Origin of the sequence: Bacillus sp. 7894-2, assembly GCF_002272225.1 — a bacterium.
Lineage (GTDB): Bacteria > Bacillota > Bacilli > Bacillales > Cytobacillaceae > Cytobacillus.
The window spans coordinates 20,068-33,610 of the sequence record NZ_NPDG01000012.1 but is presented as its reverse complement, the minus strand read 5'-3'; the positions used below and the strand labels follow the sequence as shown (position 1 = coordinate 33,610).

Sequence of the window (13,543 nt, the reverse complement as noted above, 5' to 3'; positions counted from 1 at the left end):
AGCAACAAACTTTGCGAAAACAGCCTTAATAAAATAAAAAGCGGAAGGACCAGGAAGCCTTCCGCTGATTGTGTTATTCCATTTTCTTTGACAGACAGCGATCACATTCCATTAAGTATGATTCAGCCTGTTCCTTTACTGTTTGGCCACACTCGGGACATACCTTTTTGGGAAGTGTTCTGAAGAATTCAACCGGACTTTTAATCATTACTTATTCCTCCTTTTTATAATACAGTTTATTTTATTTCCTTCTGTTGTAGTACAGTATATACTAAATTTATTTTAATGTGAAGTATTTTGATTAAATTTTTAAAAAATTTAATTTATTATTTAGTCAGACAAAAAACGGGTTAAAATCTGCTCTTAAGCTTGCCAGTTTTAATGAGCTTAAGACTTTATTTCCGCCAGCCTCTTCCATGGTACTGATGATTCCATTACAATCATATTGTATAAAGTAAAAATGAGGGGGCTAAAAGCCTGCAATGACTGAGATAATCGAATCTTTTAATCCTATATTAATCTTTGTGGGAATTGTAATTCTAAGCGGCCTCATCACGTCCAGTATCCTAATCAGAAAACGGCTGGAAGCAAGCGACACCCATTTACATGATGTTCAGGCTGCACTTGATGAATCATCTATTGTGGCTATTACTGATTCTAAGGGGATTATCACGTATGTGAATGACAAATTTGTTGAGATTTCCAAATATGAAGAATATGAACTGCTGGGCAAAAATCATAATATCTTAAACTCAGGATATCATCCGCCCGAGTTTTTCCACCAACTATGGAAAACGATTGGGTCAGGGGAAATATGGAAGGGGGAAATACGAAATAAAGCAAAGGACGGAAGCTACTATTGGGTCGAGACAATAATTGTACCCTTCCTCAATAAAAAGAATAAACCATATCAGTATGTTTCCATCCGGACAGATATATCTGCCTTGAAAACTGCTGAAGCCAATCTCAATAATTCTCTGAAAGAGGTTAACGATATTAAATTTGCTCTTGATCAGTCTTCCATTATTGCGTTCACTGATGAAAAAGGAATCATAACCAATGTAAATGAGAGGTTTTGTGAAATTTCCCAGTACAGCAGGGAAGAGCTGATAGGACAAAATCATTCGTTATTAAATTCAAATCTGCATTCAAAGGAATTTTTTAAGAACTTATGGAAAACAATTGGATCTGGAGAAGTATGGAAAGGGGAAATACGAAATAAAGCTAAGGATGGGTCCTATTACTGGGTTCATACAACAATCGTGCCATTCATGAATGCGAACGGAAAACCTTATCAATACTTAGCCATTAGGAACGATATTACCGAGAGGAAAAAAACAGAAGAAGTGCTGCATCGGCAGGATAAACTGGCAGCAGTGGGCCAGCTTGCTGCAGGGGTTGCCCATGAAATCCGCAATCCGCTGACAACAATGAAAGGATATACAGAGTTCCTTCAGCTGGATGAAACGAATGAAGAGAGACAAGAATTCTTAAGCATCATTTTAGATGAAATTGACCGGGTAAATAATATAGTAGAAGATTTTATGGTTCTTGCTAAGCCGAAAGCCGCTGAACTGGAAGAAAGAGATATCATACCTATTATAAAGAATGTCATCTCTTTTCTGGAATTCGAAGCCCGGAAACGGGACGTGAAAATTCGTTTCGATTATGAAGGGGATATCATCCAGATTGAATGTGATGAAAACCGCCTTAAACAGGTTTTCCTTAATTTTATCAAAAATGGAATTGAAGCGATGCCTGATGGAGGAGATATTACTGTCAGAGCAGCTATCATAAATAACCAGGTGCAGATAGCGATACAGGATACAGGAGTAGGAATACCTCAGGAAAAACTAAAAAATATCGGAGAACCATTTTTTACAACCAAGATAAATGGGAATGGCTTAGGCTTGATGGTCAGCTTTAAAATTATTGAAAGTCATAATGGAAAAGTATTTATCGAGAGTGAATTAAATAAAGGTACGACATTCAATATTGTTTTGCCTGCGAGATCTGCATAGTCAATCCAAATGGATTGGCTTTTTCATTAGAAATTAATTCCTGTCCTGTTTAAAAATAGTTAATCCTAATAAATGGATAAATTATAATAACATTGGATAGAATCCCATGATAACGGGAAATGCCACACTCCTAGTTTAAATGGCTTCTGACTTTGAAATATGTTTGTTATGAGGCTGTTATATCCGTAACGGGATTATTATCTGTTTGTTCTTTTTTAGTAGAGATTCCATGTTATTATTATCCCCGTTAGCTAAAAACGAGCTATACGGGAGGTTTTAACTTATGAAAAAAACTATTTTAACTTTTGTTGCAGCTGCCGCAATTACCGGAACAGCAGGTGCGAATGTACAAGCAGAAGAAGTAACTGTAAAAAAAGGCGATACTTTATGGGATTTTTCCCAGTCATATAATACACCAGTTGACATGATCAAAGAATGGAACGGGCTGTCTTCGCATATCATCCATCCGGATGATGTACTTAATGTATACCCTGAAAAGAAATACATAGTATCAAAAGGCGATACTTTATGGGATATAGCAAGAGAGCATAATGTCACATCTGCGGCAATCAAAGAATGGAACAGCTTGAGCTCTGATTTAATTCGTCCGGACGATGAATTAATTCTATATCCTGATGCCAAAGCTGTTAATGCTGTAACTGCTCCAGTGCAGGCCGCTCCGGCAAAGGCCGAACAGCCTGCAGAAACTACTGCACCTTCAGAGCAAAAGTCTGAACAGCAGGCAGTAAAACAAACGCAGCCAGTTGAAAAATCACAGCCAGCACCAGAAGCGAAGCCAGAAGCAGAGTCTAATCCGGAACCGGCACAGCCTGCTGCGGAATCAAAACCTGCATCTGAGCCTGCCAAGCCTGCCGCTGAATCCAAACCAGCTGCCAAGCCTGCTGCAGAAAAACCGGCGGAAACTGCAAATGAAGAAGCACCTCAAAAAGTGCTGAATATGGAAGCGACAGCCTACACGGCTAATTGCGAAGGGTGCTCTGGAATTACAGCAACAGGAATCAATCTAAAAGAAAATCCTGATCAAAAAGTAATCTCAGTAGATCCTAATGTGATTCCGCTCGGAACCAAAGTCCATGTTGAAGGATATGGTGAAGCTGTCGCAGGAGACACTGGCGGAGCCATTAAAGGCAATAAGATTGATATCTTTATGCCATCGAAGGAAGATGCCATCAATTTTGGAAGAAAAACTGTTAAAGTTACGATTTTAGATTAAGAGTAAAAAGAAGGCACTCTCCAGGTGCCTTCTTTTTTTTACTCTTTATTCTTACCATCCTTTGCTTTTTCCTCCTGGCTGACAAAGAAACTGTGAACTGGTTTTGCCAGCTGTTTTATGCTTTTTTCGAAGCGATCAGTAAGGTGGGCGGCACGCTCGTAAACAACAGTTTTTAAATGATCTAATTGTCTGCTGATCTTTTCGGTGATTGCCTCCTGTCGGTGTAAGCGTTCCATTATAGACTTGCTTGCCTGTTCCTGTTCTTGAAGCTTCTTGTTTAATTCTTCTTTCAATTGCTCCTGCGTCTTAAACTTTTTCTCAACTTCCTCCGAGAAGGATGCGAACTGCTGGTCTAACCGCTCCATTACTGTAGTATGAAAAACTTCCTGTACATCAAGCTTTTTGCTTAATTCTGCTTTCATTTCTTCCTGTGCCTTGAAATTTGAAAGTGCTTCTTCGGAAAATGCCTCGAATTTATCAAATTTACGGGAAAGTGCCTGGGTTGCCGCTTCCTGACAGGAAACCTGTTCAAAAATCTTCTGATTTACCTGCTCTTGATTTTCAAGAGTTTCCAGAATCTCCTTATTTATTCCCTCCAGGACTGCCAGCCTTTTACTCATTAAATCGTTTTCCTTTGCGCGCTCATGCATCATTTCCAAAAAACCCGTTAAAAAAGCATCCTGCTTTTCAATCTTAGCCGCCAAATGTCCTATATGATTATTTTGTTTGCCGGCAGCACTTTTTACAAGCTTCCCCATATCAACAAACGAATCCTCAAGCTGTGTCTTCATATCTTCATAAGTTTCAGACAAGCGGGTATTAACAGTCTGCTGCTCTTTTATTACTTCCTGCAGGAAGTTGAGACGGTAAGTACCCTGATTGGTAACAGTGTCTGAATGGCTTAGATAAAGCTTAGGGTTTGCATCTTCATTAGATTTTTGTGCCATAGGAACACTCCTCAGTTTCACCTTTTTTATAGCCTATGCCGGATCTTTTTGTGATGGGTGGGCAATGTCCTATAAAGCCTAAACATTTTTCAGTAAATCATCCTTTCATTAAAGAAATTTCGTAAATCGTAATAAAATTGTTGCAAAAAATTAAAAAAATAGGTAAATTATTAATTGTCAGTTAATTGACAGGAATGTCATCACTCTGACTACATAGGGAGTCAACCAAAACTACCTCTGAACAAAAAGAAGGAGAGGACAAAAGCATGAAGAAATTATCTTTTTTGCTTTCAGCAGCTGCACTGACACTAATGCTGGGAGCATGCTCAAACGAAGAAGCTTCAAAAGGGGAAGAAAAGGAAGAGGCGGCAGCTGAAACAGCAGAGTCTGCTGATGAATCCAAAGAAGTTCGTTCAGCTCTGCTGAACTATCAGGGAGAAGTGACAAAAGTAATCCGCAGCACAGATGCAAGCTTAACTGCTGAAGGTCAGGATCCAACTGAAGCAGCTGTAGCATTCGATAAGGATGCGAAAGCCGTGTCTGTACCGGAGGAATTAAAAGACTATACCAAGGATATTGAAGCTGCGGTTGATAGCTTATCCCAATACTATGCTAAAAAAGCCGAGCTTGTAAAAGCGGGATCTGAAGATATGGCGGAAGCAGAGCCATTTAAAGAGGAATATATCAATTCGATGACGAAAGTTTTTGAAGAGGTGGAATTATCTCCTCCTGCTTTCAAAAGCGTTTTCCAATAAAATAAAGAAACAGCCCATTTTATAAATTGGGCTGTTTCTTTATTAAGGGACTTCATGACCAAGTGAAGTTTGGTAAATCTCAAACCACTGATCCCGGTTAAGTTTATAAGATAATGCCCGGACAGCACGTTCAATTCTTTCGATCCTGCCGGAACCGGCGATTGGCATGATACGTGCAGGATGGTTTAAGAGCCATGCAAATAAAACCTCATCAATATCATTCGCCCCGATTTCTTCTGCTACTTTAAGCAATGCAGATCTAAGGCGCTCCGATTTTTCATCAGTACCACTGAAGATTTTCCCTCGTGCCAAGGGGGACCAGGCCATCGGAGCAATTCTTTTTTCCAAGCACAGATTTAATGTGCCATCCTCGAAATTCTCCAGATGAAAGGCAGACAGCTCAATTTGATTGGTAATCAGGTCCATTTCAAGGAAGGACTGAAGCATAGTGAACTGATGGCTTTTAAAATTCGAAACCCCAAAATGCCTAACCTTGCCGGCGGTCTTTAATGCTGAAAAAGCATCAGCAACTTCTTCAGGATCCATAAATGGATCAGGACGATGAATGAGAAGGGTGTCTATGTAATCTGTGTTCAGATTTTGCAATGATTTTTCTACAGAAGCAATAATATGTTTTTTTCCGGTATTGTAATGATGTGATTTATGCTCAGGCCGGTTTGGTGACTCGAGAACAATCCCGCATTTCGTAACAATTTCCATTTTTCTGCGGAGCTCCGGCTTTTTCTCCAGTGCACTTCCAAACAGGCTTTCACATGTATAGTTTCCATAAATATCAGCGTGGTCAAATGTCGTTATGCCCATTTCCAAACACTGTTCTATTAATGTGATTAACTCTTCATCTGAAAATTTCCAGTCTGCCAGTCTCCAGAGTCCATGGACAATTCTTGAAAACGACAGATCTTCTGCCATCTGTACTCTATCCAAACGTATCATCTCCCCATTTTTAGTATAGTTATTATCTCTGATAATCTTAAGAATACCAAGCTAAACGACTGCAAAAACACATGAAAAAGAGGCAACACTGTCATGTCACCTCCGTTTTATACGCATATTTTCTGCAGCGGTTGAACCATTTGCTCATGCAGAATCATAATTTTAGATGTATAAGAACAATGCTCTTTATAAGCTGATTGAAGTTCCAGATAAAACGTGATTAACTCTTCAACACCAGAAATCAATTCTTCATCAAAAATGCCTGAACGGCTTAATAGGATATTTTCATATTTCTCAACAAGCTTTTTTGTTTTTTTAATTAATTTCCAGGCATCTTTCATACGAAAGGCATCATTCAAATTGGAGTAGAATTCCACCAGGTCTTTTTGGAATACATACTTTATTTCCTGACTGAGCCTTTCAACAGAAGGGAGTTCAGCTTCCTGAAAGATAAATTGCTGTACCATAATTAAATCGGTCTTTACCAAATGCTCTTCAAAAGACTGATAAATCCGAAGTGTATTATAAGCGTCATACATGGGATGATGGGGTTTGCCGATAAAAGAAAGTTCATAGAAGGACAAAGCATTTTCAACAGATGCTGCCGTACGGGAAGCTCTTTTTGTGAAAACAGCCTGAAAATCAACATATCTTTTAGTGATTTTTTCAATAGTAGCTTCGGGAAGATTATGCCTCAAAGCATCAGCTTTCAATCTTAGGATATCACTGGACGACCAGGAGAAGAATTTGGCTTTTTTAACTCCGCCGACCCAAAAGAGAAAGTCCTTAAACACCTGAGGGAAGTCATCGGCTTTCTCTAAATCAGAGTCAGATATCCCGGTTAATTCTTTGCAGAAAGTACTTAATGGTGAATTCTGCTGCGGACGGATGAACCTGTCAAACCCAGTGACCTTGCCTGATTCAACATCCACTTTTACCGCACCAAGACGAATGGCCTCCATATCTTCAAACAGCATGCCACTTTTGCTGCATAGCATTTCAAAATCAAAGAAAACCAGCTGCTTTAGTTCAGCCATACGCGATCATCCTTTCTGTACCCAGCTGCCCAACAAGACATTATAAAGAATAACGGGTAAAAAAGGAAGGAACAGAATTATCCATCAGATAGTTTACATATTATAGAACTTTTTTCCCGCCTCAATAGCAAATCGGTTTACGATTTCTTTTGAAACGTTTACACTAAAGGTGTACATAGTTGACAGCTGCGTATTTCAACGATGCTGTTAAAAAATTTTTGAATCTGAAAGGATGGATGAACGTGGGTATTTCTTTATCGAAAGGGCAAAAAATTGATTTAACAAAAACGAATCCCGGATTGTCTAAAGTAATAGTAGGACTTGGCTGGGATACGAATAAATATGATGGCGGCTTGGATTTTGACCTTGATGCCAGTGTTTTCTTATTAGATGCCAATGGCAAATGTGCATCAGATAAAGATTTTATTTTCTACAACCAGCTTGAAGGCGGCAATGGCTCAGTCGTACATACAGGAGATAACAGAACAGGTGAGGGAGATGGCGATGACGAGCAAGTCAAAGTCAATCTTAGCGCTGTTCCTGCCGCCATTGAGAAGATTTCTTTCGTTATTACCATCCATGATGGCGAAGGACGCGGCCAGAACTTTGGACAGGTCTCTAATGCATTTGTTCGAATCGTCAATGAAGAAACAAATGAAGAATTAATCCGTTACGATCTAGGCGAAGATTTCTCTATTGAAACTGCCATTGTTGTAGGTGAATTATACCGTCACAACGGAGAATGGAAATTCTCTGCTGTCGGTTCAGGCTACCAGGGCGGACTTGCCCGCATTGCAACCGACTTCGGTTTGCAGGTAGGGTAAGGTTTATTTTTGCCAGGCAGAGCATCAGCTTTTCCTGGCTTTCTCTTTAGGGGAAACCTATACACAGGTGATCTGTCATGAAAAATGGATTTGGGTTATGAAGGAGTGAGTATCTTGGGTATTCAATTATCCAAAGGTCAAAGAATAGATCTGACTAAAACGAATCCCGGTCTGACGAAAGCCATAATCGGCCTGGGCTGGGACACAAACAAATATAGCGGCGGACATGATTTCGACCTTGACGCATCTGCATTTCTCGCTGATGAAAACAGTAAATGTGCAAATGATCATGATTTTATTTTCTACAATAATCTTCAGCATCCAAGCGGGGCAGTTATTCACACTGGAGACAACCGGACAGGTGAAGGCGACGGTGATGATGAGCAGCTTGTTGTTGATTTCACCAAAATCCCTTCACACGTCCATCGCATTGGCATAACGGTTACGATTCATGATGCAGAATTAAGGCAGCAAAATTTCGGCCAGGTTTCCAATGCATTCGTAAGATTAGCGGATGAATCCAATAATCAGGAGTTGCTTCGCTTTGATCTTGGAGAAGATTTTTCAATCGAAACAGCCGTAGTTTTCTGTGAGTTATACCGTCATGGAAATGACTGGAAATTCAATGCCATTGGCAGCGGATTCTCAGGAGGTTTGGCAGCCCTTTGCCGGAACTACGGACTGCAGGTTTAATTTTCATCTCAGGCACCCGACTTGTATCGGGTGTTTTTTTGTGACATTACGGGCCTATGGATAATTATCCCATACTTGAAAAAATGGCAAGTGGGAACAATAGATTTGAGAAAAACCTTGAGAGGAAGGGATGCAGTATGTCACTAGAATGGTTTGACAGGGTAAGCGGTGAATTGCAGGACCATCTTGAATCCATTTGCAGCAAATATGATCAGATTGGCCATATGTCGGTTGACCGGGGTGCCAAGCATCCCAGAATGGAATTTTTCATTGAAACCGATGATAATGACAGAGAGTACTTTTGCACACTTTTCTTTGATCCGCATAATGAAGAATTCTATGTAGAAGACTTTGACTTTGAACTTGGACATACATCTAAAACAATGCTTTTTGATATTGAAGACATCATCGATACCGTCCATGAAAGCCTTCATGACTACATGAATGAGGCAGATGATGATGAATTCGACTTTGAAGATAATGAAGAAATTTATGCATCAGAAGACGAAGATTTTATCATCGCCGATGAATATGACTTCGGCGGCGAAGGAGATATCTTTGAAGAAGTAGATGTAGAGTGGGAAACTCCTGAAGTGACCGCCTTTTTCAAGGAAGATGAAGTGGAGGTAACCTATCAGTTTGGAGTAGTCCAGGAAACAGGTGATGGCGTCCTGCGCAGGGTGAATCGCATTTGGACAGATGACGAGGAAATGATCAAGGATGAAGATCACTTTATCTTCAGTAAAGAAGAGGCAAGCACGATCATTGCTATGATTGCAAGCCACATGGACTCACTCGGCGGGCATGAAGCAGATTATTTGTAATATATAGAAGGATCAACAAGTGGTTATCAAGAATTCTTGTAGCCACTTGTTTTTTTGAGAGTAATGCGCTTTGCAAGTATCAAAAACACCCCGTCCAATCATTCAGCAGCACCGAAACAATCTCCAGTATTATAGAAAGCGCTCTAATAATGCCTTATTGTACTATTCAGGCTTGCCACACCCATAAACTAACTTAAAAGCAAGTGAAAAGAGGTGCTTTATGGGAATTCACATCGTTCAGGCAGGCGATAGTCTTTGGAGCATTTCACAAAAGTTTAATATTCCGATCATGAGCATAATAACGGCAAATGGGCTTGAAAATGGACCTGGCATTATCCCTGGTTTAGCTCTATATATTTCGGAAGATGGACCTGTTATCAGAGCTTATACAGTAAAGCAGGGAGACACACTATGGACCATTTCCCAGCGTTTCCAGACATCAATTAGTGCCATTTTGTCAGCAAATCCGGGGATCATCCCGGATTTGCTCTATATCGGCCAGAAATTAAACATCCCATCAGCACGTAAACTAGTTATGAGTACGTTAGGTTTCATAGTCCCGTATTCTCCTGAAACATTGTTGCCCGCTTTCAGGGAAACCGCAAGGCATTTAACCTACATTGCCATTTCCTCCTACTCGCTGACAAGGGAAGGGTATGCCTATATAGAGCTTGACGATACAGCCATATTGGCAGAAAGCAGACGCTTGAATGTCATTCCGCTGCTGATGATCCGTAATCTTGCCCAAGGGGATTTTAATGCTGAATTAATTGGAGGGGTACTTGAAAGGCCAGTTTATAGAAGGAACTTAATCTTAAGCCTGATGAATTTTGTCAGCCAAAAAGGGTATGGAGGCATCAGTCTGGATTTTGAATTTATCCCGCCGCAAAGGCGCCAGGATTTCAATTCATTCATTAAAGAATTAAAAAATGCCTTAGGGCCAAAAATTCTTCATGTTAATGTACATGCTAAGACTGAAGATATCCCAACAAACCGGATAATAGGGGCATATGATTATAAAGCCATTGGAGAGGGAGCAGATATTGTTGCAGTAATGACCATGGATTACGGTTATCCCACAGGTCCTCCCAATCCCATCGCTCCGCTATGGTGGGTCGAGGAGGTTATTAAATACTCAACCACCCAGATTGAACCGAAAAAACTGCAAATCGCCTTGCCGTTATATGGCTATGACTGGAGAACCGCGGATAATCGTACCCGCTCATTTTCCATGCAAGCCATTCAAAATTTAGCATTAAGCAGAGGAGCGATTATTCAATTTGATGGGTATGCAGCATCCCCATGGTTCAGATACTGGAATGGAGCAGAAGAGCATGTGGTATGGTTTGAAGATATCCGCAGCATAACTGAAAAATATAAGTTAATTGACCAGTATAATCTATTAGGGATGACATACTGGCAATTGAGCTTGCGTTTTCCGCAGAACTGGGCCTTTGCGGATAAAAATTTTACTATTCTATAGTCACTTCTTAAAGAATTTCCTTCATTTCTTCTTCGAAATAAAACATTTTCGGATTTTCTTTAATCGTATACGTGTATTTTTTCATTTTCGCCACATAGCATGTTTTGTTGATTGTCACTTTTTCTCCTGTATCAACCAGAATCACAACATCATTTTGTTCAAATTTATTTCTGCGCTTCACACTGATCCCTCTTTCGTTAATTCGATTAAGTGTTATTTATCCATTATCTCATACTTCGGGAGAATTAACCTGAGATATCGGCAATCTTTCAGTTTTCATCTTTTCTTTTGCGTATTGGCATGTAAATGATATATTAGTCTAATTGAATATCTTAGTGAACAAAGGACGATAAAAAATGACATCAACACTTGGGCTTATAAGGGATTGGCAAAAAGCCATCCAGGCCGAGATCTTACACTTAAAAAAATACGGGAGCTCCCGCTGGTTAATTCTAAATGGGCGGCTTCTTTCAAAATCAGATGCCTATACGTATTTTTTCGATACCCCTTCAGCCATTAAAATACCAACCGGATCTTCCATAAAAATAGACTGGGGAAGTAAGCGGGTGGAAGGAAGAATCCTTTCTGCGGAAGGAAATAATATCATCTTGGCATTAAAAGAGGATATCGGCAGCGATTTATCGGAGGCCTTTTTGCTTCATGACCCATGGGAACTATTGGATCAGCTTTTTCAGCGCTTAGAGGACATAAAAGACAGCAAAAGAAAGAGGGCCAGAATAAAAAAATTGATGGATCCTTCCATGTCTCCCAGGCACCCTGCCGATAAAGTAAAGAGCAGTACCCATGAACTGATATTGCGTTCTAAATATAATCCAGTCACATATGTCTGGGGACCGCCAGGCACGGGAAAAACTTACACACTGGCACGTGTGGCCGCCAATAAATATTTCAAAGACCAAAATGTTCTCATTCTGGCTCATTCTAATCAGGCAATAGATGTTCTTATGGCAGAGATTTCAGCCTTTGCATCAGGCAAAAGAACAATTGCTGATGGCGATCTGCTTCGTTACGGTTCACAAATCGGTCCGGCATTGATCAATCATCCTTCTTTGACAGCCGAATTTCTTTTAAATAAGGAGCACTCTAATCTCTCCGGGCAAAAAGCGGATCTAATGGAGGACCGCCGCCTGCTGAAACAGGATTTATCACGATCGTTCAGCCGAAGAGATTCCGATCAGCTAATCGAAATTGAAAAGAAGCTGTCGGGGGTGCTTGAAAAAATCAGGCAAAAGGAAATAGAGTTTGTAAAAAACGCTTCCATTATTGGCACCACACTTGCAAAAGCAGCAAGTGACCCGGCAATTTATGAGAAAAATTTTGATCTGGTCATCATCGATGAAGCCAGCATGGCGTATGTTCCACAGGCTGCCTTTGCAGCTTCGCTTGGAAAAAGGGTAATCATCTGCGGTGACTTTAAACAGCTTCCTCCTATTGCTGCCTCAAAACATAAGCTGTCGGAAAAATGGCTGAGGGAGGATATCTTTCACCACTCAGGCGTGTCTGATGCAGTCAACGATGGACACTTGCATCCGCACCTTTTTCTATTAAAAGAACAGCGCCGTATGCACCCGGACATATCCGCCTTTTCCAATAAACATATTTATCATTCACTTGTAGGTGACCACCCCGATGTATTGGCCGCCAGAGTGCCTATTGCAGCCTGCACACCTTTTCCAGGCAATGCCTCAATCCTGATTAATACACATGGAACAGGTGAATACGGGATAAAAAACGGCAGCTCGAATTCAAGAATCAATCTTTGGAATTTATTGCTTGGTTTTCAGCTTATACATGAAGCATTTATAGGCGGGAGCCGGTCGATAGGGTATGTCACTCCTTATCGGGCACAGGCATTATTAATGGAACAGCTGATCGGCGAGATATATGAAGAAGAAAGAGCATCTGCTGATATTATTTCGGCGACAGTTCACCGTTTTCAGGGAAGTGAGCGGGATGTCATGATTTTTGATTCTGCCGATGCCGCGCCACATGACAGAGCCGGAATGCTGCTGACTGGAAAAGATAGCGAAAGGCTTTTGAATGTTGCCATAACAAGAACCAAGGGGAAATTCATTCATATTTGCGATTTGCAATTTATACAAAAGAAAGTATTTAGAAACAAAACATGGCGGAAGCTGGCAGATCATCAAGCACACAATGGACAGGCCATTCATCCTGATCAAATTGGCAGGTGGATTAAAAATCAGCATCCCCGCCTTCAGTGGATGCATGCAAGAAAATTGGAGAAAGTGTTTGAGGATATTTCTAAAGCCAAGAAGGAAATTATTATGTCACTGCCAAATGGAGAGGGATTGGGAAAAGAGTGGGGGCAGGCACTTTCGAAAAGGCCTCCAGGAACCAAGCTGATCCTGCATGCAGAGCATGCTGTCCCTTTCATTTCTCCTGATGAGATATCGGCAATATGCCTCCCGTTCCCGTTTCTCTTAATTGACGGACATATTCTGTGGCTTGGCATGCCGGCGGAAACCCATAAAAACGCCTTGCCGCCATATGTAGCAGCCAGACTCCAGTCAGCTGCAGCAGGCTCATATCTTACATCTATAATTAAATAAAAAAGACGCCCCAGAGAGGCGTCTTTTTCTACGTATTGCGGCGACACGACTGCACTCCACATAGTGCATTGCCCAAACGAGCGTGTCTGTCGTCTTATGCAATTAGCTCATCGCTTAATCAATATAGCATGATTCCAAAAAGAAAACAAGCCTTTTTGCGGGCAGTCCCTTATGCTA

Annotated in this window: 12 protein-coding genes and 1 pseudogene; 8 read left to right on the top strand and 5 right to left on the bottom strand. The window is 40.7% G+C overall.

Going from position 1 to position 13,543, the window contains the following annotated elements:
• Window positions 1–73: 73 nt before the first annotated feature.
• Window positions 74–208 (bottom strand): protein YhfH, encoded by a 135-nt coding sequence (gene yhfH, locus CHI10_RS02775; protein ID WP_009334590.1) that lies wholly within the window; start codon window positions 206–208, stop codon window positions 74–76.
• A gap of 304 nt (window positions 209–512) precedes the next feature.
• On the opposite strand from yhfH, the pseudogene CHI10_RS02770 reads away from it, so the two are divergent.
• Window positions 513–2,021, top strand: a pseudogene (locus CHI10_RS02770) (PAS domain S-box protein); the annotation flags it as partial.
• A 283-nt stretch (window positions 2,022–2,304) separates the two neighbouring features.
• Entirely contained in the window at window positions 2,305–3,255 is a 951-nt protein-coding gene (locus CHI10_RS02765; RefSeq protein WP_095242746.1) for a 3D domain-containing protein, read from the top strand.
• 38 nt (window positions 3,256–3,293) lie between these two features.
• Here CHI10_RS02765 and CHI10_RS02760 read toward each other — a convergent pair whose 3' ends face one another.
• A complete protein-coding gene (locus CHI10_RS02760; RefSeq protein WP_095242745.1) occupies window positions 3,294–4,202 on the bottom strand; it encodes a hypothetical protein in 909 nt (302 codons plus the stop codon).
• 266 nt (window positions 4,203–4,468) lie between these two features.
• Between CHI10_RS02760 and CHI10_RS02755 the strand changes: the two genes are divergently transcribed.
• Window positions 4,469–4,957, top strand: coding sequence for a hypothetical protein (locus tag CHI10_RS02755; RefSeq protein WP_095242744.1), 489 nt, complete (start codon window positions 4,469–4,471; stop codon window positions 4,955–4,957).
• Between the two features lie 42 nt (window positions 4,958–4,999).
• On the opposite strand, the gene CHI10_RS02750 is transcribed toward CHI10_RS02755, so the two are convergent.
• Both CHI10_RS02750 and CHI10_RS02745 read right to left on the bottom strand, forming a co-directional pair.
• Window positions 5,000–5,902 (bottom strand): aldo/keto reductase, encoded by a 903-nt coding sequence (locus CHI10_RS02750; RefSeq protein ID WP_095242743.1) that lies wholly within the window; start codon window positions 5,900–5,902, stop codon window positions 5,000–5,002.
• Window positions 5,903–6,018: 116 nt separating this feature from the next.
• Entirely contained in the window at window positions 6,019–6,948 is a 930-nt protein-coding gene (locus CHI10_RS02745) for a 3'-5' exonuclease (protein WP_095242742.1), read from the bottom strand.
• Window positions 6,949–7,190: 242 nt separating this feature from the next.
• Between CHI10_RS02745 and CHI10_RS02740 the strand changes: the two genes are divergently transcribed.
• From CHI10_RS02740 to CHI10_RS02725, 4 genes are all read left to right on the top strand, one after another.
• Window positions 7,191–7,772 carry a TerD family protein gene (locus CHI10_RS02740; protein ID WP_048010026.1) on the top strand — a complete coding sequence of 194 codons (582 nt, stop codon included), beginning with the start codon at window positions 7,191–7,193 and terminating at the stop codon, window positions 7,770–7,772.
• 114 nt (window positions 7,773–7,886) lie between these two features.
• Window positions 7,887–8,465 carry a TerD family protein gene (locus CHI10_RS02735; protein WP_095242741.1) on the top strand — a complete coding sequence of 193 codons (579 nt, stop codon included), beginning with the start codon at window positions 7,887–7,889 and terminating at the stop codon, window positions 8,463–8,465.
• 137 nt (window positions 8,466–8,602) lie between these two features.
• Complete coding sequence (locus tag CHI10_RS02730; protein WP_095242740.1) at window positions 8,603–9,289, top strand: hypothetical protein; 687 nt, start codon at window positions 8,603–8,605, stop codon at window positions 9,287–9,289.
• Between the two features lie 220 nt (window positions 9,290–9,509).
• Complete coding sequence (locus CHI10_RS02725; protein ID WP_095242739.1) at window positions 9,510–10,772, top strand: glycoside hydrolase family 18 protein; 1,263 nt, start codon at window positions 9,510–9,512, stop codon at window positions 10,770–10,772.
• Between the two features lie 7 nt (window positions 10,773–10,779).
• Here the strand turns inward: CHI10_RS02725 and CHI10_RS22180 are convergent, their stop codons facing one another.
• The gene (locus CHI10_RS22180) at window positions 10,780–10,953 is read right to left on the bottom strand and encodes a hypothetical protein (protein WP_175609047.1); all 174 of its coding nucleotides are present in this window, start codon (window positions 10,951–10,953) and stop codon (window positions 10,780–10,782) included.
• A gap of 175 nt (window positions 10,954–11,128) precedes the next feature.
• On the opposite strand from CHI10_RS22180, the gene CHI10_RS02720 reads away from it, so the two are divergent.
• Window positions 11,129–13,366: a DEAD/DEAH box helicase gene (locus tag CHI10_RS02720; RefSeq protein ID WP_095242738.1), complete on the top strand. Its 2,238-nt coding sequence runs from the start codon at window positions 11,129–11,131 to the stop codon at window positions 13,364–13,366.
• Window positions 13,367–13,543 lie beyond the last annotated feature (177 nt).